Source organism: Corallococcus exercitus (genome assembly GCF_003611585.1).
GTDB classification, from domain to species: Bacteria; Myxococcota; Myxococcia; order Myxococcales; family Myxococcaceae; genus Corallococcus; species Corallococcus exercitus.
On the sequence record NZ_RAVW01000033.1, the window covers coordinates 1 to 21,480 of the forward strand.

General features: G+C 71.4%; 18 protein-coding genes. 13 read left to right on the plus strand and 5 right to left on the minus strand.

Features of this window, described 5'->3' with window-relative positions; all coding sequences use genetic code 11:
- The 7 genes from D7W79_RS44845 to D7W79_RS06850 all read left to right on the plus strand — a co-directional run.
- A partial coding sequence (locus tag D7W79_RS44845; RefSeq protein ID WP_120524521.1) for an ATP-binding protein occupies window positions 1–1,759 on the plus strand: 1,759 nt, incomplete at its 5' end.
- Window positions 1,759–2,220 carry a response regulator gene (locus D7W79_RS06825; protein ID WP_338078780.1) on the plus strand — a complete coding sequence of 154 codons (462 nt, stop codon included), beginning with the start codon at window positions 1,759–1,761 and terminating at the stop codon, window positions 2,218–2,220. The genes D7W79_RS44845 and D7W79_RS06825, both read left to right, overlap by 1 nt.
- On the plus strand, window positions 2,217–3,785 hold the full coding sequence (locus D7W79_RS06830) for a sensor histidine kinase (protein WP_120524523.1): 1,569 nt from the start codon (window positions 2,217–2,219) through the stop codon (window positions 3,783–3,785). The genes D7W79_RS06825 and D7W79_RS06830 overlap by 4 nt, the downstream gene beginning before the upstream one ends.
- 52 nt (window positions 3,786–3,837) lie before the next feature.
- The gene (locus D7W79_RS06835) at window positions 3,838–4,488 is read left to right on the plus strand and encodes an EcsC family protein (protein ID WP_120524524.1); all 651 of its coding nucleotides are present in this window, start codon (window positions 3,838–3,840) and stop codon (window positions 4,486–4,488) included.
- Between the two features lie 56 nt (window positions 4,489–4,544).
- Entirely contained in the window at window positions 4,545–5,828 is a 1,284-nt protein-coding gene (locus tag D7W79_RS06840; RefSeq protein ID WP_120524525.1) for an ABC transporter substrate-binding protein, read from the plus strand.
- Window positions 5,825–6,703 (plus strand): carbohydrate ABC transporter permease, encoded by an 879-nt coding sequence (locus D7W79_RS06845; protein WP_120524526.1) that lies wholly within the window; start codon window positions 5,825–5,827, stop codon window positions 6,701–6,703. Before D7W79_RS06840 ends, D7W79_RS06845 begins: the two co-directional genes overlap by 4 nt.
- Complete coding sequence (locus D7W79_RS06850) at window positions 6,700–7,509, plus strand: carbohydrate ABC transporter permease (RefSeq protein ID WP_014392992.1); 810 nt, start codon at window positions 6,700–6,702, stop codon at window positions 7,507–7,509. The genes D7W79_RS06845 and D7W79_RS06850 overlap by 4 nt, the downstream gene beginning before the upstream one ends.
- A 7-nt stretch (window positions 7,510–7,516) precedes the next feature.
- Here the strand turns inward: D7W79_RS06850 and D7W79_RS06855 are convergent, their stop codons facing one another.
- Window positions 7,517–8,173 (minus strand): SDR family oxidoreductase, encoded by a 657-nt coding sequence (locus D7W79_RS06855; RefSeq protein ID WP_120524527.1) that lies wholly within the window; start codon window positions 8,171–8,173, stop codon window positions 7,517–7,519.
- Window positions 8,174–8,287: 114 nt separating this feature from the next.
- Entirely contained in the window at window positions 8,288–9,475 is a 1,188-nt protein-coding gene (locus tag D7W79_RS06860) for a phospholipase D-like domain-containing protein (RefSeq protein WP_120524528.1), read from the minus strand.
- A 206-nt stretch (window positions 9,476–9,681) separates the two neighbouring features.
- Between D7W79_RS06860 and D7W79_RS06865 the strand changes: the two genes are divergently transcribed.
- Window positions 9,682–11,004: a hypothetical protein gene (locus D7W79_RS06865; protein WP_120524529.1), complete on the plus strand. Its 1,323-nt coding sequence runs from the start codon at window positions 9,682–9,684 to the stop codon at window positions 11,002–11,004.
- 10 nt (window positions 11,005–11,014) lie between these two features.
- Here D7W79_RS06865 and D7W79_RS43560 read toward each other — a convergent pair whose 3' ends face one another.
- Window positions 11,015–11,179 (minus strand): hypothetical protein, encoded by a 165-nt coding sequence (locus D7W79_RS43560; protein WP_158616902.1) that lies wholly within the window; start codon window positions 11,177–11,179, stop codon window positions 11,015–11,017.
- 96 nt (window positions 11,180–11,275) lie between these two features.
- Here D7W79_RS43560 and D7W79_RS06870 point away from each other — a divergent pair, with 96 nt between their 5' ends.
- From D7W79_RS06870 to D7W79_RS06880, 3 genes are all read left to right on the plus strand, one after another.
- Window positions 11,276–12,592 carry a hypothetical protein gene (locus D7W79_RS06870; protein WP_120524530.1) on the plus strand — a complete coding sequence of 439 codons (1,317 nt, stop codon included), beginning with the start codon at window positions 11,276–11,278 and terminating at the stop codon, window positions 12,590–12,592.
- Window positions 12,593–12,872: 280 nt separating this feature from the next.
- The gene (locus D7W79_RS06875; RefSeq protein WP_338078781.1) at window positions 12,873–14,084 is read left to right on the plus strand and encodes a DUF2380 domain-containing protein; all 1,212 of its coding nucleotides are present in this window, start codon (window positions 12,873–12,875) and stop codon (window positions 14,082–14,084) included.
- Entirely contained in the window at window positions 14,081–14,551 is a 471-nt protein-coding gene (locus tag D7W79_RS06880; RefSeq protein ID WP_120524532.1) for an NUDIX hydrolase, read from the plus strand. Before D7W79_RS06875 ends, D7W79_RS06880 begins: the two co-directional genes overlap by 4 nt.
- Here the strand turns inward: D7W79_RS06880 and gor are convergent, their stop codons facing one another.
- Window positions 14,552–15,982, minus strand: a complete 1,431-nt coding sequence (gor, locus tag D7W79_RS06885; protein ID WP_120524533.1) for a glutathione-disulfide reductase — start codon at window positions 15,980–15,982, stop codon at window positions 14,552–14,554.
- Window positions 15,983–16,236: 254 nt separating this feature from the next.
- Here gor and D7W79_RS45670 point away from each other — a divergent pair, with 254 nt between their 5' ends.
- Window positions 16,237–19,716 carry a protein kinase domain-containing protein gene (locus tag D7W79_RS45670; protein WP_276375075.1) on the plus strand — a complete coding sequence of 1,160 codons (3,480 nt, stop codon included), beginning with the start codon at window positions 16,237–16,239 and terminating at the stop codon, window positions 19,714–19,716.
- A 7-nt stretch (window positions 19,717–19,723) separates the two neighbouring features.
- Entirely contained in the window at window positions 19,724–20,587 is an 864-nt protein-coding gene (locus D7W79_RS06895; RefSeq protein WP_208729653.1) for a methyltransferase domain-containing protein, read from the plus strand.
- Here the strand turns inward: D7W79_RS06895 and D7W79_RS06900 are convergent.
- On the minus strand, window positions 20,577–21,437 hold the full coding sequence (locus D7W79_RS06900) for an SDR family NAD(P)-dependent oxidoreductase (RefSeq protein WP_244221626.1): 861 nt from the start codon (window positions 21,435–21,437) through the stop codon (window positions 20,577–20,579). The two genes, D7W79_RS06895 and D7W79_RS06900, sit on opposite strands and share 11 nt — an antisense overlap.
- Between the last annotated feature and the right edge of the window lie 43 nt (window positions 21,438–21,480).

Genomic DNA, 21,480 nt, shown 5'->3' on the forward strand with positions numbered 1-21,480 from the left:
GCCCCTGAAGGGCTTCCTGGCGGTGCCGCTGGTGGGACACGACGGCCGCAACCTGGGCCTGCTGCAGGTGTCCGACAAGGTGGAGGGCGACTTCGACGCGGAGGACGAGACGGTCGCCGTGCAGCTGGCGCAGATGGCCAGCGTGGCGCTGGAGAACGCGCGCCTCTACGAGACGGCGCAGGCGGAGCGGCGCAACCTGTTCGCGGTGCTCAAGCAGCTGCCGGCCGCCATCACCGTGCTGCGCGGGCCGGAGCTCGTCTTCGAGATGGCCAACGACCTGCGCCTGAAGCTCACCGGCTCCCGGCCCCTGCTGGGGCTGCCCGTGCGCGAAGCCCTGCCGGAGCTGAGGGACCAGGGGCAGATTGCCCAGCTGGAGGAGGTCTACCGCACCGGACAGACCTACCAGGGCCGCGAGATCCCCATGCGCCTGGGCCGGGACCAGGGGCAGGAGGCGCCCGAGGGCTACTTCAACCTCACCTTCCAGCCGCTGCTCAACGCGGAGGGCAAGGTGGACGGCATCGTGTCCGTCACCTGGGAGGTGACGGAGCAGGTGCTGGCGCGCCGGCGCATCGAGGCGCTGGCCGCGGAGCTGAAGGAGCGCGAGCAGCAGTTCCGCACGCTGGCGGACTCCATCCCGCAGCTGGCGTGGATGGCGGAGCCGGACGGACGCCTCTTCTGGTTCAACCAGCGCTGGTACGACTACACCGGGACGACGGCGGCGCAGGTGACGGAGAAGGACTGGAACGCGCTCATCGACCCGGAGGACGCCGAGCGCGTGCAGGCGCGCTTCAACGTGTCCCTGCGCGAGGGGACGCTGTGGGAGGACCAGTTCCGGCTGCGCCGCGCGGACGGCAGCTACCGCTGGTTCCTGTCGCGCGCCATGCCCGTGCGGGACGGCGAGGGGCGGATCGCCCGCTGGTTCGGCACCAACACGGACATCGACGACGAGCGCCGCACGCTGGAGAGCCTCAAGCAGGCGGAGGAGGAGATCCGCCACCTCAACACCGGCCTGGAGAAGCGCGTGCGCGAGCGCACCGCCCAGCTCCAGGAGGCGAACAAGGAGCTGGAGTCCTTCAGCTACTCCGTGTCGCACGACCTGCGCGCGCCCCTGCGCCACATCACCGGCTTCGCGCAGTTGCTGGAGCGGCGGGCCGGAGCGAAGCTGGACGACGTGGCGCGCGGCTACCTCACCACCATCGCGGGCGCGGCGAAGCAGGGCGGCACGCTGGTGGACGACCTGCTCGCGTTCTCCCGCATGGGCCGGGCGGAGCTGCGCCAGTCGCGGGTGGACCTGGGCCAGCTGGTGGAGGAGGCCCGGCGCGACCTGATGCCGGAGACCACCGGACGGCAGGTGGAGTGGCGGGTGGAAAGCCTGCCCACGGTGGAGGGTGACCCGGCGCTCCTGCGGCAGGTCATCCACAACCTGCTGGCCAATGCGTTGAAGTATACGCGTCCAAAGCCGGAGGCCCTCATCGAGGTGGGGGCGCGCGAGGCGGACGGTGAGGTCACCGTCTGGGTGCGCGACAACGGCGTGGGCTTCGAGATGCAGTACGTGGAAAAGCTGTTCGGCGTCTTCCAGCGCCTGCACACGGCCGAGGAGTTCGAGGGCACCGGCATCGGGCTCGCGAACGTGCGGCGCATCGTGTCGCGCCATGGTGGACGGACCTGGGCGGAGGGCGCCGTGGGGCAGGGCGCGACCTTCACCTTCACCCTGCCCCGCGCTTCTCCGGCGGAGAAGAAAGTCGAGACGCACGCGTGATGGAGCTGAAGCGAATCCTCCTGGTGGAAGACAGCGCCAACGACGTGGCGCTCACGCTGGCCGCGCTGGAAGAGGTGCACCTGGCCAACGAGGTGGTGGTGGTGCGCGACGGGCAGCAGGCGCTGGACTACCTCTTCCGCAAGGGCGAGTACGCGAACCGGCAGGACGGCCACCCGGCGGTGGTGCTGCTGGACCTGAAGCTGCCGAAGGTGGACGGGCTGGAGGTGCTGGAGAAGGTGAAGGGCGCCCCGGAGCTGAAGGCGGTGCCGGTGGTGATGCTCACCTCGTCGCGCGAGGAGCGGGACCTGGCGCGCAGCTACGGCCTGGGGGTGAACGCCTACGTGGTGAAGCCCGTGGCCTTCCCGGACTTCGTGTCCGCGCTGCGCGAATTGGGGCTGTTCTGGGCGGTGGTGAACCAGCCGCCGCCGGGCTCGCCCGGCGCGACCGGAGCCCCGAAATGAACGCACGCGGCAATGCCGCTCGGGACCTGACGCCCCTGCCTTCGACGGAGCGGCCCCTGTCCATCCTCCTGCTGGAGGACAGCCCGCTGGACGCGCAGTTGGTGGCCGCGCAGCTGGAGGAGGGCGGACTGCCTTCGACGCTGGAGTGCGTGCAGGGCCGGACGGCCTTCGTCGCGGCGCTGGAGAAGGGGCGGTTCGACCTCATCCTGTCGGACTACAACGTGCCGGGCTTCGACGGGATGAGCGCGCTGGAGGCGGCGCAGGCCGTGTGTCCGGACACGCCGTTCCTCTTCGTGTCCGGCGCGCTGGGCGAGGACCGCGCCATCGAGCTGCTCAAGCGCGGCGCCACGGACTACGTGCTCAAGGACCGGCTGGAGCGGCTGGGCCCCAGCGTGCGGCGGGCGCTGCGCGAGGCGGAAGGGGTGCGGCTGCGCAAGCGCACGGAGGAGGCGCTGCGCCAGTCCGAGGAGCGCTACCAGCTGGTGGCGCACGCGAGCTTCGACGCCATCTGGGACCTGGACCTCCAGACGGACGCGATGCACTGGATTGGCGACGCGACGGAGGAGGTCTTCGGCTTCCCCCTGGAAGAGGTGGGCGCGGAGGCGGCGTGGTGGCGCCGGCACATCCACGGCGAGGACCGGGAGCGGGTGCTGGCGGGCCTGCAGCAGGCATTCGATTCGGACGAGGACCGGTGGCAGGACGAGTACCGCGTGCTGCGCAAGGACGGGGCGTACGCGTACGTGGCGGCGCAGGGCTCCATCCTGCGCGGGGCGAACGGGAAGGCGCGGCGCATCGTGGGTGCCATGCGCGACATCACGGAGCGGCGGCGGGCGGAGGAGGAGCGGCAGAAGCTGGTGCACGAGGCGCAGGCGCGCGTGGAGTTCGAGCAGCAGCTCATTGGCATCGTGAGCCACGACCTGCGCAACCCCCTGAGCGCCATCCTCACCGGCGCGTCGCTGATGCTGCGGCGCGACGACATCCAGCCCTGGCACGCGAAGGCGGCGGCGCGCATCCTGTCCGCGTCGGAGCGGGCCACGCGGATGATCCGCGACCTGCTGGACTTCACGCAGGCGCGCATGGGCGGAGGCATCCCGGTGCACGCGGCGCCGTGCGACTTCCACGCGCTCATGTTGCAGGTGGTGGAGGAGGCGCGCACGGCGCACCCGGAGCGCACCATCCAGATGGAGCAGGTGGGGGACGGTCAGGGGTCGTGGGATTCCGACCGGATGGCGCAGGTGCTGTCCAACATCCTGGGCAACGCGCTGAAGTACAGCCCGGAGGACACGCCGGTGCGCGTGGAGAGCCGGGGCGAGCCGGACGCCATCGTGGTGCACGTGCGCAACGGGGGCGACCCCATTCCCCCGGAGATGCTGCCGCGCATCTTCGAGCCGCTCCAGCGCGGGACGACGGCGGGCCGCTCCGAGCGCAGCATCGGGCTGGGGCTCTACATCGTGCGGCAGCTGGTGCTGGCGCACGGTGGGACGGTGGACGCGCAGTCGTCCGCGGCGGAGGGCACGGTGTTCACCGTGCGCCTGCCGCGCGTTCCCGTGCGGGACATGCCGTAACTGTTGTTGCCGGGTTGCAGTTGTTTCGTGGCATCAAGTGGAAGGTGGACGCATGTCGAAGCCGCTGGAAGTCGTGAACGCCGTCCTGGACGCGGGCTTCGAGGGCCTGGGGCCGCTGTGCAGCGCGACGGGGCTGGCGGACGAGTACCTGCGGGACGCGCGCTACGCGAACCACGAGGCGCGCATCGATTCGCTCATCCACTGGGAGACGGGGAAGCTGTTCACCACGGGCTTCCTGTCCGGGCTGGGCGGCCTGCTCACGCTGCCGGTGTCGCTGCCCGCGGGCCTGGGCGTGTCGTGGGCGGTGCAGGCGCGGCTGGTGGGCGCCATCGCTCGCATCCATGGGCATGACGTGGAGGAGGACCGCGTGCGGACCCTCACGTTGCTGGCCATCGTGGGGGACATTGGCAAGGAAGTGGTGAAGCAGGCCGGCATCGAAGTCAGCCAGCAGCTGGGCATGCGCGCGCTGGAGGCCGTGCCGAAGCATGCGCTCAGCGGCATCAACCGCGCGGTGGGCTTCCGGCTGGTGAGCAAGGCGTCGCAGAAGGGCGTCGTGAACCTGTCCAAGGTGGTGCCGCTGGCCGGTGGGCTGGTGGGCGGCGCGGTGGATGCGCTCGCGTGCCGCGCGGTGGGGGCCACGGCCCGGCGGCTGTTCTCGCCGGGGCCGGTCTCCGTGCCGGTGCCGGGCATGTCACCTGGATGACCGGGCGCGGGGCTTGTCGTTGACGGTGGGCCTTCGCGCTGGAGTCATCCGGGCGCATGGGCCGCCTCCTTGTCCTCCTCGTCGCGCTGGGCCTCGCTGTGGGAGGGTGCCGGCGCTCGTCCGAGGAGGCGGGCACCGGAGGCCGCACGCGCATCGTCTTCAAGTTCCAGCCGCTGTGGGGGGACCCGAAGCCGTTCCGTGAGCTGCTGGCGCAATACGAGCGCGCGAATCCGGACGTGGAGCTGGTGACGGAGGCGCTGCCCAACTCGTCGGACCTGGCGCACCAGTTCTTCCTCACGTCGTTGCAGGGCGGGGCCACGGACTTCGACGTGCTGGTGGCGGACGTCGTCTGGGTGCCGGAGTTCGCTCGCGCGGGCTGGGTGGCGGACCTGTCCGAGGACTTCCCTCCCGCGCGCCTGCGCGAGGAGTTCCTGCCCGGGCCCGTGGACGCCGTCGTGATGAACGGCCGCACGTACGCGGTGCCCTGGTACGTGGACGTGGGCGTCCTCTACTACCGCACGGACCTGGTGCCTCGCGCGCCGCGCACCTACGAGGAGCTGCGGCGCTTCACCCGCGACGCGATGGCGAAGGTGCCCGGCATCCAGGGCTACGTGTGGCAGGGCCGGCAATACGAAGGCCTGACCTGCAACGTGTACGAGGCCATCTGGGGCCACGGTGGGCAGTCGCTGGGGCCGGACGGGCGCGTGCTCCTGGAGACGGAAGCCGCGCGCGAGGCGCTGGCGTACCTGCATGGGCTCATCGCGGACGGACTGTCGCCTCCGACGGTCACGGGCTTCGGCGAGGAGGAGTCGCGGCGCGTGTTCCAGGAGGGGCGCGCGGTGTTCATGCGCAACTGGCCCTATGCGTGGAGCGAGGCGCAGGCGGAGGGCTCTCCCATCCGGGGCAAGGTGGGCATCGCGCCGCTGCCGACGAAGGATGGACAGCCGGGGTGGGGGACGCTGGGCGGATGGCAGCTGGCGGTGAACGCGCACGTGTCGCCCGCGCGGCGCAAGGCCGCGGCCCGGCTCATCGAGCACCTGACGTCACCGGAGGCGAACCGCGTGCTGGCGCTGCACTACGCGCGCAACCCGCCGAGGCTCGCGCTGTATGACGACCCGCAGCTGCGCGCCGAGGAGCCCTTCATCGCGAGCCTGAAGGAGGCGCTGGTGCGCGCGCGGCCCCGGCCGGTGACGCCGTACTACCTGCTCATCGCGGACGTGCTCCAGAGCGAGTTCTCCGCCGCCGTGGCGGGGCTGCGGACTCCGGAGGAGTCGCTCACGCGCGCGCAGAAGCAGGTGGATCACCTGACGGGTGAGCAGCCGAAGGAGGAGGCGGAGTGAGGGGCGCGGGTTCTCAGGCGCGGGAGCGGCGGCAGGCGTACCTGCTGGTGGCGCCGGCCGTGTTGGTGCTGACGGTGGTGGCGCTGTACCCGGTGCTGGCGGCGGTGTGGCTGAGCCTGCACCGCTTCATCCTGGTGTTCGGCGAGCGGCGCTTCACGGGGGTGGAGAACTACGTCTACCTGGTGGGGGACGTGCGCTTCTGGTCCGCGCTGGGAAACACGGCGTACTTCACGGCGGTGGCGGTGACGGTGGAGCTGTTGCTCGCCGTGCCGCTGGCGCTGCTGCTCAACCGCGCGTTTCCGGGGCGCGGGTTGTTGCGCGCGTCGGTGCTGGTGCCCTGGGCGATTCCCACGGTGGTGAGCGCCCGGCTGTGGGCGTGGATGTTCAACCCGGACTACGGGCTCATCAACCGGATGCTGGGGGGCGCGGAGGTGAACTGGCTGGGGGCGCCGGGGTATGCGCTGCACGCGGCCATCCTGGTGGACGTGTGGAAGACGACGCCCTTCGTGGCGCTGCTGGTGCTGGCGGGGCTGCAGGGCATTCCGGAGGACCTCTACAAGGCGGCGCGCGTGGACGGGGCGTCGGGGTGGCGGCAGTTCCGGTCCATCACGCTGCCGTTGCTGAAGCCCGCGCTGCTGCTGGCGGTGCTGTTCCGGTCGCTGGATGCGTTCCGCGTGTTCGACGCCATCTACGTCCTGACGGAGGGCGGGCCGGCGAACACGACGGAGACGCTGAGCATCTACGCGTACAAGACGCTGATGCGCTCCGGGGACTTCGGGTACGGCAGTGCGCTGTCGGTGGCGACGTTCCTGTGCGTGGTGCTGTTGGCGGTGGTGTGGCTGCGCTGGTTGGGGCGCGAGGAGGGGCGGCGATGAAGCGGCCGGGGCTGGGCACGGCGCTGGCCGTGGTGGCGTTCCTCACGTTCTTCCTGGGGCCGTTCCTGTGGCAGGTGCTGACGAGCCTGTGGCCGGACGGCGAGCTGACCCGGCCGTGGCCTTCGCACCTGACAGGGGCGAACTACGAGAGCGTGTTGTTCGGGCGGCCGTTCCTGTGGGCGGTGTTGAACTCGCTGGTGGTGGCGACGCTGACGACGGTGTTCTGTCTCACGGTGGGCGCGTCCGCGGCGTTCGCGTTGGCGAAGCTGGAGTTCCGGGGGAGGGGGCTGCTGCTGTCCGCGGCGCTGGGCGTGTCGATGTTCCCGCCCATCGCGACGGTGAGCCCGCTGTACCTCATCCTCAACGCGGTGGGGCTCCGGGACAGTCTGGTGGGGCTGGCGCTGCCGTACACGACGTTCGCGCTGCCCCTGACGTTGTGGGTGCTGACGTCGTTCTTCCGCCAGCTGCCGGATGAGTTGTATCGAGCGGCACGGGTGGACGGGTGCACGCCGGTGGGCGCGTTCCGGAGGGTGCTGTTGCCCCTGGCGGCGCCGGGGCTGGCGACGACGGCCATCCTGGTCTTCATCTTCGCGTGGAACGAGTTCCTCTACGCGCTGACGTTCCTGTCCACGCCGGAGAAGCGCACGGTGCCGGTGGCCATCAGCCTCTTCGCCAGCGAGTACAAGGAACCGTGGGGAGAGATCGCCGCCGCGTCGGTGGTGGCGACGCTGCCACTGGTGGTGCTCACGGTGCTGTTCCAGCGGCGCATCGTGTCCGGGCTTACAGCTGGCGCGGTGAAGGAGTAGGCGAGGGCTACCGGCCTACCGCATCCACCTCCGCCCAGAGGCGCTTGCCTTCGAGCGCCGTGTCCAACGGCGCGCGGCGTTCAGCGATGCGCAGCAGCACCGCGGCCAGTTGATCCAGGTGCATGGGCTTCAGGTTGCTCAGCATCGGCAGCTTGCCCAGGGCGTGCAGGATGCCGGGCGGGGCGTGGTATTCGCCCTCCAGCGCGGGCGGGCGCACCATCGTGTAGGGGATGCCGCTCTCGCGGACGATGCGCTCCGCTTCCGCCTTGGCCTTGAGGTACGCGCCCACCGGGCTCCCCGCTCCCACCGCCGTGAGCAGCACGAAGTGGTCCACGCCCGCCGCCTTCGCCGCGTCCACCAGCTGCCGCGTGGTGCCGATGTCGCTCGTCTCGTAGGTGTCCCCGGCCGCGAAGCGCTTGCGCATCGTGCCGATGAGCTGGAGCACCGTCGTGCTGCCCTTCATCGCCTCCACCAGCGCGGGCCCGTCCGCCAGCTCCAGCACCGCCTTCTTCGGCCAGGTGTTCGCGGGCTCCGTGTTCGCGCTCCTGGGCCGCACGTGCGGCGTCACGGCGATGCCCTTCGCCAGGGCCTGCCGCATCAGCGTGCGGCCCGTCGCGCCCGTGGCGCCCGCGACGAAGAGATGACGAGGAGCTGCGCTGCTCATGGCGATGCCTCCCGGACCGCGACCCGCACGGCCCCTGGAGCGCTTCTTGAGCACACGGCCCCACCGCTTGCCCAGTGTTTCCCGGGGCCGCGCGTGAAACCGGACAGCGGATGCTCAGCGCCGCGCGTGCTCGGCCTGGACCTCGTGCGCGTGCGTCAGGTCCTCCAGGAAGATGGCCTCCAGCTGACGTGCCGCCTCCACGTCCTCCAGCACCAGGGAGCCCTCCTCCAGCAGGTTGAACGACAGCGCGTCGTAGTTGATGGACCCCACCAGCACGAGCCGGTCATCCACCAGCATCGTCTTCGCGTGCATCATCGACGGCTGGTACTCCCAGAGCCGCACGCCCGCCGCCCGCAGCGTGTCGTACGTCTGCCGCTGGAGCACCGTGATGGCCCGCTGGTCGTTCTTGTCCCCCGGCGCCAGCACCCGCACGTCCACGCCCGCGCGCGCCTTCTCCACCAGGAGCGCGGTCAGCGCGTCGTTGGGCGTGAAGTACGCCTGCGAAATCCACAGCCGCTTCTTCGCCGCCTTCACCATCAGCTGCGTCAGCCGCTCCGCGCGCGTCACCTCCGGGTTCGCCGTGCTGCTGACGAAGGCCGCCCAGCCTTCACCCGCGGCGTCCAGGCCGGGCTGCTCCGCGGCCAGCGTGGGGAAGTCCGTCATGGGCAGCAGCTGGCCCGTCGCCTCCTGCCAGTTCTCCGCGAAGGCCTGCTGGAGCTGCGCCACCACCGGGCCCTGGACGCGCACGTTGGTGTCGCGCCACTCCTTCTCGTTGCGCGCGTCGCCCAGCCACTCGTCCTGGATGGCGAGCCCGCCGGTGATGCCCACGCGGCCGTCCATCACGACGATCTTCCGGTGGTTGCGCGCCAGGTTCTCGTCCGCGGGCAGCGGGCGGAACAGGTGCGCTTCGCAGCCAATCGCCTCCAGCCGGGGCTTCACCTCCTTCTCGAAGGGGCCGCTGCCCAGCGGATCCACCAGCACGCGGCAGTGCACGCCCGCGCGGGTCCGCTCGGCCAGCGCTTCAATCATCCGGTCGGAGGCCCGGCCCGGCCTCCAGATGAACATCACGATGTTGATGGAGGCGCGGGCCCGGCCGATTTCTTCCACCATCACGTCGAAGACAGCGCCGTTGTTCGCCCACCGGATGCGGTTGCGCGGTTCCATCCGCACGCCCGTCGTCTGGTACAGCGCCGCCGCGAAGCCCGCCCCACGCGAACCCACCTGCCCCGTGAGCTGGAATGGGCGAGACGACTCCTTCGTGCTGCACGCGGACGGACATCCCGCGAGCAGCAACGCCCCCATGATTCCCCCCCACCATCGTCCGCCCTTGCCCACGTCCGTTGCCCGCGCCTCCTGACCTTCAGGGGTAGGCACCCCCGGAAGGGGTGTCACCCGTGGGTCCAACACGAGTGTTCGCTGTCCGCACGGAGTGGGTGTGCGCACAGGGCGGCGAGGTGGGTGAAAGGTGCGTGCTACCGTCACACCCCGTCGAGACACCGGGAGCGGACATGGCGTTGAGCACGTCGGCGGACTTCAAGACGGACCTGGGCCTGGAGCCCCGGGGGTTGCTGCCCATCGTGTCGCGGCTGGAGGAGTTCGTCCGGCCGTTCTGCGCCGCGCTCGATGCGTTCCATGCGGACTGGAGCGGGTGGGGCGGCAAGGCCACGTACTACTTCACCGGCAGGCAGGCGTGGGTGGACGCGCGCCTGAAGGCGCTCGATACGGCGGAGCACCTGCTGTACCGGCTGTTCGACCTGGAGCGCGAGCGCCTTGCGAGCTCCAAGGCCTCGCGCCTGCTGTTGATGCGGCTGGCCGTGGAGATCCAGGAGAAGCACATCGAGCTGGTGGACTACGTCCACACGAAGAACCTCCTGCTCTACACCCCGGACCGCGCGACGCTGGGGACCTCGGCCCGCCAGCAGCTGGACGCGGACTGGAACGCGCTGCGCAACGGCACGGGCGCGGTGAAGCTGCCCACCGGCGCGCAGTACGCGCGCGGCCTTCGCGAGGTGCGCGCCATCCACGCCCGGCTGCTGTCGCGTCAGCATGGCCGCGAACTGCTGCGGTGGATCCTCCGGGAGACGCGGGAGGATCCTCAGTGGCCGGTAACGCTGGTGCTGACCCAGGCCTTCACCCCGTCCGCCAACTTCCGGCAGAAGGTGGTGGTCAACAAGCAGCGCCTGACGGCGACGTCCGAGGAGTTTCAGCGCCTGAAGGATGAATACGAAGGGATGAGCGAGGAGCTGACCCGCCTGGAGGAGTCCGCGCGGCAGGGCAGCGAGAGTTGGGGCGAGCTGCGCAAGCGCCTGGAGGCGTCGTCGAAGCCCTATGCGGAGCTGAGCACGCGGCGCGACGCCGTGGGCAAGCGCATCGGGACGCTGGAGGTGGAGCTCAGCTGGTACGACGAGGACGGCCACGGCGAGGACTACCTGTTGAGCGAACCGGCGCCGGGGCTCGCGGGCAAGGGGTCCGGCCGAGGCTCCCGGCTCAGCCTGCGCTCCGGGCTGCGCGACAGCACGCAGCGCAACTACTCCCGCGAGCAGCACCCCATCCCCGCGCCGGCGTTCATCGTGTACGGGCACGAGCTCATCCACGTCCTGCAGAACCGCTACCCGACGCGGATGGTGCTGGAGCCCCAGGCCTACGCGCGCGAGCACACGAAGCACGGCTACAGCAACACCACGGAGCACGAGACCATCCGCGCGCTGCGCAAGCAGCGCACGGACGCGCACCTGCCCTTCTACGAGAACCAGCTTCGTGACGAGCACCAGCTCACGAAGCGCAAGCACCACACCGGCACGTCGGCCTTCGAGCTGGGAGAGACGGACTGACGCGCCCGCGCTACTTGCGCTGATCCCCCGGAGGCGTGGCCACCACCTCGCGCCCCAGCTCCAGCATCGTGGCGCTCTCCGACGGGTCGGGGCGCTTGTCGCGCAGGGTGACGAACTCCTCCGCGGCCGTGGGATGGATGTCACTGGCCCGATACGGCTGGCACCCGATCCCCATCACCTCCAAGCAGCGACGCGCGGCTGGCTAAGACCAGGCTGAACGTCAGACGCGTGTCCTTTGCTGCCCTCGCTGGGGCGTTCCTGGGAGACGCGGATGCGAATGACTCGAAGTGGGGCTGTCTTGTTATGTCTGGTGTTTCCGGTCGTCGCATGGGCGGATGACGTTCTGGAGCGTGCGCCGGTTCGTGCGTGGCACTCCCTGGCGCGTCTGGAGGCGACGACGCTGGCGTTCCAGCCGAGCGCGGGGGTGGGCACGGACGAAGGCTTCGTGCAGGTGGAGCCGACGTTCATCCTCGACGGAGGCGCGGAGTTCGGCGTCAGCCTGGGCGCTCCGCTGCGGTTGCGGCTGTGGGGCGGAAGCGGGGGAACAGGCCTCATCCGGCGCGAGGACTGGGACAGCCTCTCGGACTTCGGGCAGGTGGTGCGCGCCTTCAAGCTGGGCTCGGACAACGCGCCCGTGGGCGTCTGGTTCGGCGCGCTGGAGTCCTACAGCCTCTTGTCCGCGCACCTCGTGCGGCGCTACTCCAATCGCCTCAACCCTGACTACCACCCGGTGGGCGGCTTCCTCACCGGCACGCTGGGTCCTCTCTACACTCAGGCCTTCGCTTCCGACGTGCTGGGCGCGCGCCTCATGGGGGCGGAAGTCGTGCTGGACGTGCAGCACGGCCTCTTCGGCCAGCCCCCCGATCCGGGCCGCTACACGCTGGCGCTGTCGGCGGTGCATGACTGGGGCAGGGCCGGGGGCCGGGCTCCTTCGGTGATGCTGGCGCACCTGGACGGCACTGCCGTGGTGAAGGTGTCGCCTGGCTTCGAGGCGCACCTGCTTGCCGGCTGGGGAGGACGGCCGGGAGTTGGAGGCGCCTGGGGCGCGGTGGTGGGCCTGGGCGCGGATGCGTTGACGCCCACGCTGGACCTGCGACTGCGATTGGAGGTGCGCAGGCAGCACGGTGGCTTCCGGCAGGGCTTCTTCGGCCCGGACTACGAGCTGGCGCGCTTCCGGGCGGCGGGCGCGGACGACGTGCCCGTGGCGGAGGCATCCTTCCCGGACGGGTACTCCGCCTTCAGCGAGGCGGAGGTGGGCTGGGACGCCGTCAGCTACGGCGGCCTCTACAAGCACCTGAAGCTGTCGCTGGGCGTGGAAGCCTTCTCATGGGGCCGCTTCGACGTGGATGGGCGCGTGGCCGCACAGTTCTTCGCGCGCAGCCTGGAAGTGGCGGTGAAGGGGCTGGGCGCGGGCATGGGACAACCCGGTGCGCGCTACCTGGGGGCCGCCGAGGTCCGCTGGCGATTCCTGGACGGAAAGCTCTACGCGTTGGGGACAGGCGGCACGCTGCTGTTCCCCACGATGGAAGGGGCGCTGCGGCCGGGAGCCTTCGCCTCGGTGGGCCTGGGGGTGGACAATGCGCGCTGACGCCCTGCTGTTGGCCAGGGTGTTGCTGGCCGTGGGGTGCGCCTCCGCGCCGCATCGGAGCTTCGGCTATGCGCCGCGAGAGATTCACGCGTCCGCATGGGGAGAGGCTTCGAGAGATGGACAGCCGCGCGCTTCGCCCGCCCTGTCGGGGCCCCACCGGCTGTTGCGTCGTCAGGGGCCACGTAACGATGCGACGGCGGCGGGGCCCGGCAGCTTGGAGGGAGCTGTTGGGGGTGAAGCGCGGAGCGCCGCGCCGACGCGTCAAGCCGTTCTCGATGCCATGGGGGAGGTGAAGGGCTCCTTGGGCCGTGTTGAAACCGCGTTCTCCAAGTTGGCGGCCCGCCCTCCGGCCCTTGGGGGCTGGGGCCTCAACGGCGTCTTCACGCGCTATCTCGACCAGGGCTCCAAGCAATTGACGCTTCTCCATGGCGAACTCGGGAGTGCCACCACCCTGACGGATGCGGCTTCGGAGATTGGCGACACGGACATGGAGCTGGGCCTTCTGCGCATGGCGGGGCCGAAGCTCCAGGCGGCCCTCTTCGGGACGCTCCTGCTGGCCACCTGGGTGGACTTCCTCCACCTCGCGGACGCCGTGCTGCGCCACTGTCCGATGTGCAGCGTCGAAAAGCTCTTCGTCGACCTTCATCGCGTGCAGGGAATGATGGAGCCCACGCTGATGGACCTCGCCTCACACGACCCCGAGCGGGTGGAGGCGGCGGCGACCGCGATGCCCGAGTTGATGGGAAAGCTGACCCATGAATTCAACACGCTCCATCAGGAGACACGCTCGACGATGAAGCTCGGCGGGCAGGTCATCGCGGCGATGCAGGCGATGGAGATGGTCACCCTGATTTCCACGCTGAAGATGTCGCTGCCACGGGTGCCTCCTTCTGCTCCCGCGACGCTTGGCGTCGGCCTCGTGATGAGTTCGGGTGGAGTCATGGTGGGCTCGCGCATGGTGGTCTCCGCCGAGTGGGTGGAGATGATGCGCAGGCTCGTGCATGCGGGTGTCATCTCCGTTCCTGCCGTCAGCGCGGCCGTCCTCATCCATGGCGGGCAGGTCATGATGGCGCAAGCGCCTCAGGACCTGCCCAGGGGCGTACGCGACGCGCTGGGGGACGGCCCCGAGGTTCGCGGCATGCATGAAACTGGAAGAGCGGGGGCGGGCATGCCCGACGCACCCAAGCACCACGTCCTGCCGCAAGAGCATCGTGAGTGGTTCGAGCTGCGCGGATTCAAGGGCGCCATGGACATCGACCAGTTCTGCGTCCGGTTGGAGCAGTCCCACCACGAGGCGATTCACGGTGGGGGAAACTGGAAGCTGGGTCGCACATGGCCCGGTGAGTGGAACCGGATGATCATGGAGGTCCTGCGCGAGGCGGAGGTTGAAGCTGGGCGCATGTTGACGCGGAATGAGATCTTGAAGGAAGCCGCGAAGCGTATGCGGGACTATAGAATCCCGATGAGCTTCACTCCTGGGAGAGGACGATGAGCGGCGGAGAGGCCTGGCGGGGCAACATCAGGGCACGCCTGTACGAACGAGTCCGCGCGCGGGGCCACGACTCGCTCACTGCCTTCGCCGATGCGCGCCCCGCTGTCCCGCTGTACGCGCTGGCCGACGAGCTTGGCGGAGATGACGTTGCCGCGGTGCAGGTGTTGAGCGCCTTGCTGTACGAGGCGGAGCAACGCAAGCAGGTCACACGCTTTGTTCGCGACGTGCTCGTGCGCGAACTGTCCGAGCGTTTCCCGAAGGGCTGGCCGGCCATGTTGGACGACGCAATTCGTGGCGAAGTCGCCATGGCGCTCGGGTCGTGGTCTGCCTACACCCCTGATACTCATAAGGAGCGGGTCAGGCAGGCCAGGGCGGCACTTCGCGCGAGTCCGCCCCCCCCCGGCTGGCGTCCTCTCGGGCCTGACGACGAACTGCTCCGCACGATCCTGCCCGACGAGGAGGCCTGACTACTTGCGCTGATCCCCCGGAGGCGTGGCCACCACCTCGCGCCCCAGCTCCAGCATCGTGGCGCTTTCGGACGGGTCGGGGCGCTTGTCGCGCAGGGTGACGAACTCCTCCGCGGCCGTGGGGTGGATGCCCACCGTGGCGTCGAGCTGCTTCTTCGTCACGCCGCACTTCAGCGCCACCGCGAGCCCCTGGATGATCTCCGGCGCGTCCGCGCCCACCATGTGGAAGCCCAGCACGCGCTCCGTGCCCCGCTCCACCACCACCTTCATCATCGAACGCTCATCCCGCCCCGTCAGCGTGTGCTTCATGGGCCGGAAGCTGGAGACGTAGACGTCCACCTTGCCGTGCCGCTCCATGGCCTCGCGCTCCGTGAGCCCCACCGTGCCCACCGGCGGCTGGCTGAACACCGCGGACGGGACGTTCTCGTGGTCCATCGTCACCGGGTTGTTCCGGTAGAGCGTCTCCACCATCGCCCTTCCTTCCGCGATGGCCACCGGCGTGAGGTTGAGCCGGTCCGTCACGTCGCCCACCGCGTAGATGCTCTCCACTGACGAGCGCGACTGCGCGTCCACCACCACCGCCCCTCGCGCGTCCAGCTTCACGCCGGCCTCCTCCAGCCCCAGCCCCTGCGTGTTGGGCACGCGGCCGGTGGAGTACAGCACCGCGTCCACCTCCAGCGTGTCCCCCGTGCGTGTCATCAGGCTGAGCGTGCCATCGCCGCGCTTCTCGATGTCCTGGACGAACGTCTCCGGGCGGATGTCCACGCCCTTCTTGCGCATCTCCTGCGTCAGCGCCGCGCGGATGTCGTTGTCGAAGCCGCGCAGCACCGTGTCGCCGCGAATCAGCATCGTCACCTTCACGCCCAGCGCCGTGAAGATGCCCGCGAACTCCACGCCGATGTAGCCGCCCCCCACCACCGCCACCCGGCGCGGCAGCGAGGGCAGCTCCAGCGCCTGGTCCGACGTGAGCACGTGCTCGATGCCCGGCACCTCCGGCAGGTAGGGCCGGCCGCCCGTGGCCACCAGGATGCGCTCCGCCGTGTAGCGCTTGCCCGCGACCTCCACCGTGTGCGCGTCCACCACCCGGCCCCGGCCCTCCACCAGCGTCACGCCCGCGTCGCGCAACAGCCGCCCGTAGATGCCCGTCAGCCGGTCCAGCTCCTTCGCCTTCATCGCCTGGAGCTTCTTCCAGTCCAGCGCGGGGCCATTCACCGTCCAGCCGTAGCCCGCCGCGTCCTCCATGTCGTAGCGGTAGTGCGCCGCGTACACGAGCAGCTTCTTGGGCACGCACCCGCGCAGCACGCACGTGCCGCCCACGCGCCCCTCCTCGCAGATGGCCACCTTCGCCCCGGAGGACCCCGCGCGCCGGCTGGCCGCCACCCCGCCCGACCCCGCGCCCAACGTGAACAAATCGAAGTCGTAGCCAGCCATCGGTGTCCTCCTGTCATCAGAAATGGTGTGTCACCGACCCAGAGGGAAGGAACCCTGCCGGGCCCTGCCCGCCGGGCTGCTCCCCAGGGTCCGAAGCGCCTCCCGCTTCGCCTGCCCCCCGTCGCATTCAATCCCCTCCCGCACGAGAAGGGGGGATATCCTCACGCGCAGGGCGGCTCCCCCTCATGTCTCACCCTCCTTCCTGCCAGACCTCCCCCCGGACGGATGCTCCGGACGCTGATACGTCTCCGGGCATGGATCCGGAGGTCGTGGGGCGCCGCTACCGCATCCTCGACCTGCTGGGACGCGGGGGCGCGGGCACCGTGTGGCGCGCACAGGACGGCCTTTCCGGCCCCGTGGCCCTCAAGCGGCTGCACAAGACGGTGGCGGACCTGGCGCGGCGCCCGGGCCGGGGCACCCCTTCCGCCTTCGCCACGCAGGGCATGGCGCTGTCGCTGGCCCACGAGTTCCAGACGCTGGTGTCGCTGCGCCACCCGAACGTCATCCGCGTGCTCGACTACGGGTTCGACGCGGAGGGCCGGCCCTACCTGGCCATGGACCTGCTGGAGGACGCGCGCACGCTGGTGGAGGCCGGCACGGACGCGCCCCTGATGACGCAGGTGGGGCTGCTCATCCAGACGCTCCAGGCGCTCGCGTACCTGCACCGGCGCGGCATCATCCACCGCGACCTGAAGCCCGGGAACGTGCTGGTGGTGCGGGGGCAGGTGAAGGTGCTGGACTTCGGCCTGGCCGTGGGCCGCGACCAGCAGGCCCGCCGCGCGCAGCCCGCGGGCACGCCGGGCTACCTGGCCCCGGAGCTCTTCGAGGACCAGCCCCCTTCGGAGCTGACGGACCTCTTCGGCTTCGGCGCCATGGCGTGCCAGATGTTCTTCGGCCGGTTGCCGCACGCGGGGCAGGTGTTCGCGACGCCGGGCTTCCCGCCCGCGCTCAAGGCCGTGCTGGAGCAGCTGGTGGCGCCGGAGGCCCACCGCCGGCCGCGCGACGCGGAGGCCGTCATCACCGCGCTGTGCGCCGCCGTGGACCAGCCCCGGCCCTCCGAGTCCGCCGCCACGCGCGAGAGCTTCCTCCAGTCCGCGCGCTTCGTGGGCCGCGCGGCGGAGCGCGAGCACCTGACGGACGTGCTCGACGCGGCGCTCGCGGGGCAGGGCGGCGCGTGGCTCATCGGCGGGGAGAGCGGCGTGGGCAAGTCGCGCCTGCTGGAGGAGGTGCGCTCGCTGGCGCTGGTGCGCGGCGCGGTGGTGCTGCGCGGCCAGGCGGTGGACACCGGCGGCGTGCCGTACCAGGAGTGGCGCGCGGTGCTGCGCTGGCTGCCCATGCTCACGGAGCTCTCCGACCGCGAGGCGCGCGTGCTCCGGTCGCTGGTGCCGGACCTGGAGGCGCTGCTGGGCCGCGAGGTGCCGGCCGCCCCTCAGCTGGACGCGGACATGGCGCAGCTGCGCCTGCACCAGACGGTGGAGGACCTCTTCGCCCGCCTGCCGCAGCCCACGGTGGTCATCCTGGAGGACCTGCACCAGGCGCACGCCGAATCCCTCCAGCTCCTCGCGCAGCTGGCGGCGAGGGCGCCGGGGCTGCCGCTGCTGCTGCTCGCCAGCTTCCGCGACGACGAGTCCCCGCAGCTGCCGGAGCGCCTGTCCGGCACCCGCATGCTGAAGCTGCACCGGCTGAACGCGGAGGAGATCGCCCAGCTGGGCGAGTCCATGCTGGGCGCCGTCGGCCGCCGGCCCGACGTGGTGGACCTGCTGCGCCGCGAGTCGGAGGGCAACCCCTTCCTGCTGGTGGAGGTGGTGCGCGCGCTGGCGGAGGACGCGGGCGGCCTGGACCGGCTGGGCGCCGTCGCGCTGCCCCAGCGCGTGTGGGCGGGCGGCATGCGCGCGCTGGTGCAGCGCCGGCTGGAGAAGGTGCCCCGGGAGGCGCGGGGGCTGCTGGAGCTGGCGGCGCTGCTCGGCCGGGAGCTGGACCTGGCGGTGCTGGCGCGGGCCGCGCCCGGCGTGGACGTGGAGGCGTGGCTCACCGACTGCGCGGCGGCGGCGGTGCTGGACGTGGGCGACGACCGCTGGCGCTTCGCGCACGACAAGCTGCGGGAGCGCCTGCTGGAGGACCTGTCCCCGGCGGCCCGGCCCGCGCTCCACCAGCGCGTGGCGGAGGCGCTGGAGGCGGCGCACCCCACGGGCCACGCGTCGGCGCTGTCGTACCACTGGGGACAGGCGCGGGACCCGGCCCGCGAGGCGCACTACGCGCGGCTCGCGGGGGAGGAGGCGCTGGCGGTGGGCGCGTGCCGTGAGGCGCTGCCGCTGCTCACGCGGGCGCTGGCGGTCGTGCCGAAGGCCACGCCGTTGGAGCGGGGCCGCGTGGAGGCGCTGCTGGCGGAGGCCCGCTTCCAGCTGGGCGACCTGGAGGCCTTCCGGGTGCACGCGGAGGCCGCGCTCGCGCACTTCGGCTGGCGCGTGCCCACGTCGCGCGTGGCGTGGGTGCTGGGCACGCTGGGGCAGGTGCTGTCGCGGCTGGCGCAGAGCGCCCGGCCGGACGCGTACGTGGATGACTCCCGGCGGCGGCGCGAGGCGCGGCGGGTGGCGGGCCGGCTGCTCATGCGGCTGACGGACGCGTTCATCTACGCGCAGGAAGCGCTGCCGGTGCTCTGGAGCGGCCTGCGCATGCTCAACCTGTGCGAGCCCGCGGGGCCCACGCCGGAGCTGGCGCGCGGCTACACGGTGATGGCGGTGGTGGCGGGCACGGTGCCGGTGCACCGCGTGGCGGACGCGTGGGTGAAGCGGGCGCAGGAGGTGGCGGAGCGCGTGGGCCGCCCGGCGGACCTGGCCTACGTGCTCAACCGCAACGCGGTGTGCGCGGTGTACCAGGCGCGCTGGCACGACGTGGAGGCGTGGCTCGCGCGGGCGACGGCCATCGTGGACTCGGTGGGGGATCTGCGGCTGGCGGAGGAGTGCCGCGCGCTGCTCACCGTGTCCGCGCTCTACCGGGGGCAGTTCGCGCGGGGCCTGCCGCTGATGGACTGGCTGGAGGCGTCCGCGGTGCGCCGGGGCGCGGTGCAGACGCAGCACTGGGCCATGCACTACCGCGCGTACATCCTCCTGCGGCTGGGGGAGCATGCGCGGGCCCGCGTGGCGCTGGAGCCGGCGCTCGCGTGGACGGAGGCGCACGGCGGCGCCACCGACCGCATCATCGTGGACGGCACGCTGGCGCTCCTGTGCCTGCGCGAGGGCGACACGGCGGGCGCGCGCGCCGCGGCGGAGAAGGCGCTGGTGCGGCTGTCCGCGGGCAAGCCGGTGGCGCACTTCGTCTACTTCGGCGCGACGACGGTGGCGGAGGTGCTGCTCACGCTGCTGGCGCGCGAGACGCCGGGGCCGGGCCTGCAGGCGCTCACGCACAGCGCGCGGGCCGCGCTCCGGTCGGTCGAGGACTTCGCGCGGGTGTTCCCCTTCGGCGAGCCGGCCGCGTGGCTGTGGCGCGGCTGCGAGGCGTGGCTCGCGGGGAAGCACAGCCAGGCCTTCCGCGCGTGGAAGCGCTGCATCGAGGCGTCCGCCGCGCGGGGCATGCCCTACGAGGCGGCGCGCGCGCGGCTGGAGTGGGCGCGGCACCTGCCCCCGGAGGACCCGGAGCGCGCGGAGCTGCTGCGGCGGGCGGTGGAGGACTTCACCCGGCTGGGGGCGCGCGAAGACCTGGCGCGGGCCCTGGCCGAACAGGGGACGGCAGGGTGACGAAGCGATGATGTGGGTGCGGGACGTGGCGTTGCTGGCGTGCCCGGATTGCCGGGGCCAGCTGGTGTGGCACGGGCAGAGCGAGGACGGCCGGCTGGACGAGGGACGACTGCTCTGCGGAGGCTGCGGCGAGACGTGGGCGGTGGAGGACGGGCTCGCCCGGCTGTACCGCGAGGACCGCGTCCAGGGCACGGACCGCCTCATGCGCCACATCTATGACGGGCTGCCCGTGCTGCATGATCCGCTGACGGCCGTGCTGACGCCGCTGTTCCAGTCCGTCTCCGAGTCGCGGATGCGCGACGGGTACATGCGCAGGCTGGAGCTGGGCGCGCTGAGGCCGCGCGACGACGGCCAGCCCGTGCGCGTGCTGGAGGTGGGCGTGGGCGCGGGCGCGAACCTGCCGCGCATCCGGGGCTCGCTGCCGCCGGGCCTGCCCGTGGAGGTGTGGGGCCTGGACCTGAGCACCGGCATGCTGGCGCAGTGCGAGAAGCGGCTGAAGAAGGGCCGGGGCGTGAAGGACACGCGGCTCTTGGTGGCGGACGCGCACGCGCTGCCGTTCCGCGACGCGACGTTCGACCGCGTCTTCCACGTCGGAGCGATGGGGAGCTACCGCCAGCCCGCGGTGGCGCTGCGGGAGATGGCGCGCGTGGCGCGACCCGGCACGCCGCTGGTGGTGGTGGACGAGCAGCTGGACGCGGCCTTCCGTCCGTCGCTCTTCCAGCGCGCCGCCTTCCGCGCCCTCACGTTCTACACGCGCGAGGCGAAGAGCCCCCGCGACCTGCTGCCCCAGGGCGCCGAAGACGTCATCGAGGAACAGGTGTCACCGTTCTACTACTGCCTCACGTTCCGCGTTCCGGCAGTCACGGGTTGAGCACCAGGTCCAGCAGGCGCAGCGTCATGCCGCCCGTGAAGTCGATGGTGGCGCCGTTGAACCAGGCGGCGTCCTCCCCCACGAGCACGGTGACGAAGCGGGCCACCTCGTCCAGCGTGCCCATGCGCCCCGCGGGGTTCATGGCCGCGTGGCGCGCCTCCAGTTGGGCCAGCGCCTCCGGCGAGTAGACGTGGCGCAGCGCGGGCGTCATCACGGTGCCGAACTTGAGCAGGTTCACGCGGTGGCCCTTGGGGCCCAGCTCGATGGCCAGGTGCTGCACGTACATCTCCAGCGCGGCCTTGGCGGCGCTGATGAGGCCGGTGTTGCCCAGGTGCGTCTCATCCAGCGGGTTCTGCAGGCCCAGCAGGCGCGCGCCCGGGGCCAGCAGGTCGCGCTTCACCAGCGCCTGCGCCCAGTACACGAACGAGTGCGCCATGCAGTCGAACGTGCGCTGGATGCGGCGCGGGTGCAGCCGGTCCGGGCCGTCGGAGAGGAAGTGGCCCACGGACGCGCCGGCGATGGCGTGCACGAACAGCTTCACGCTGCGAGGGCCCGCACGCTGGAGCAGCTCGTCCGCGCCGGCCTCGGCGGCTTCCGGCGTGGAGGCATCCGCCTGCCGCAGGTGCACGTCCCTGCCCAGCTCTCGCACGCGGGCCTCCAGCTCCCGCGCGGTGTCCAGGTAGCGGCCCCGGTGCACGCCGAAGACGTTCAGGCCCGGCTTGCGAGCGACGGCCTCCGCGATGGCCGCCCCCGTGCCGGAGGAGACGCCGAGGATGAGTGCCCACGCCGGGTCTGGAACACCCTCCGGGGATGATGGAGGGGATCCGACTGCTCCTGGTGGCACGTGCATGGTGTGCCAATCATAGAAAGCCACGCGAGGCAGGGCTTGGAAG

Excerpts from the sequence above, each read along its gene's own strand:
- D7W79_RS06865 (WP_120524529.1), top strand. The coding sequence starts at position 9,682 with ATGGCGTTGAGCACGTCGGCGGACTTCAAGACGGACCTGGGCCTGGAG.
- D7W79_RS06880 (WP_120524532.1), top strand. The coding sequence starts at position 14,081 with ATGAGCGGCGGAGAGGCCTGGCGGGGCAACATCAGGGCACGCCTGTAC.
- D7W79_RS06835 (WP_120524524.1), top strand. The coding sequence starts at position 3,838 with ATGTCGAAGCCGCTGGAAGTCGTGAACGCCGTCCTGGACGCGGGCTTC.
- gor (WP_120524533.1), bottom strand. The coding sequence starts at position 15,982 with ATGGCTGGCTACGACTTCGATTTGTTCACGTTGGGCGCGGGGTCGGGC.
- D7W79_RS06825 (WP_338078780.1), top strand. The coding sequence starts at position 1,759 with ATGGAGCTGAAGCGAATCCTCCTGGTGGAAGACAGCGCCAACGACGTG.
- D7W79_RS06860 (WP_120524528.1), bottom strand. The coding sequence starts at position 9,475 with ATGGGGGCGTTGCTGCTCGCGGGATGTCCGTCCGCGTGCAGCACGAAG.
- D7W79_RS06870 (WP_120524530.1), top strand. The coding sequence starts at position 11,276 with ATGCGAATGACTCGAAGTGGGGCTGTCTTGTTATGTCTGGTGTTTCCG.
- D7W79_RS43560 (WP_158616902.1), bottom strand. The coding sequence starts at position 11,179 with ATGGGGATCGGGTGCCAGCCGTATCGGGCCAGTGACATCCATCCCACG.
- D7W79_RS06830 (WP_120524523.1), top strand. The coding sequence starts at position 2,217 with ATGAACGCACGCGGCAATGCCGCTCGGGACCTGACGCCCCTGCCTTCG.
- D7W79_RS06900 (WP_244221626.1), bottom strand. The coding sequence starts at position 21,437 with ATGCACGTGCCACCAGGAGCAGTCGGATCCCCTCCATCATCCCCGGAG.
- D7W79_RS06855 (WP_120524527.1), bottom strand. The coding sequence starts at position 8,173 with ATGAGCAGCGCAGCTCCTCGTCATCTCTTCGTCGCGGGCGCCACGGGC.
- D7W79_RS06875 (WP_338078781.1), top strand. The coding sequence starts at position 12,873 with ATGGGGGAGGTGAAGGGCTCCTTGGGCCGTGTTGAAACCGCGTTCTCC.
- D7W79_RS06840 (WP_120524525.1), top strand. The coding sequence starts at position 4,545 with ATGGGCCGCCTCCTTGTCCTCCTCGTCGCGCTGGGCCTCGCTGTGGGA.
- D7W79_RS06895 (WP_208729653.1), top strand. The coding sequence starts at position 19,724 with ATGATGTGGGTGCGGGACGTGGCGTTGCTGGCGTGCCCGGATTGCCGG.
- D7W79_RS06850 (WP_014392992.1), top strand. The coding sequence starts at position 6,700 with ATGAAGCGGCCGGGGCTGGGCACGGCGCTGGCCGTGGTGGCGTTCCTC.
- D7W79_RS45670 (WP_276375075.1), top strand. The coding sequence starts at position 16,237 with ATGGATCCGGAGGTCGTGGGGCGCCGCTACCGCATCCTCGACCTGCTG.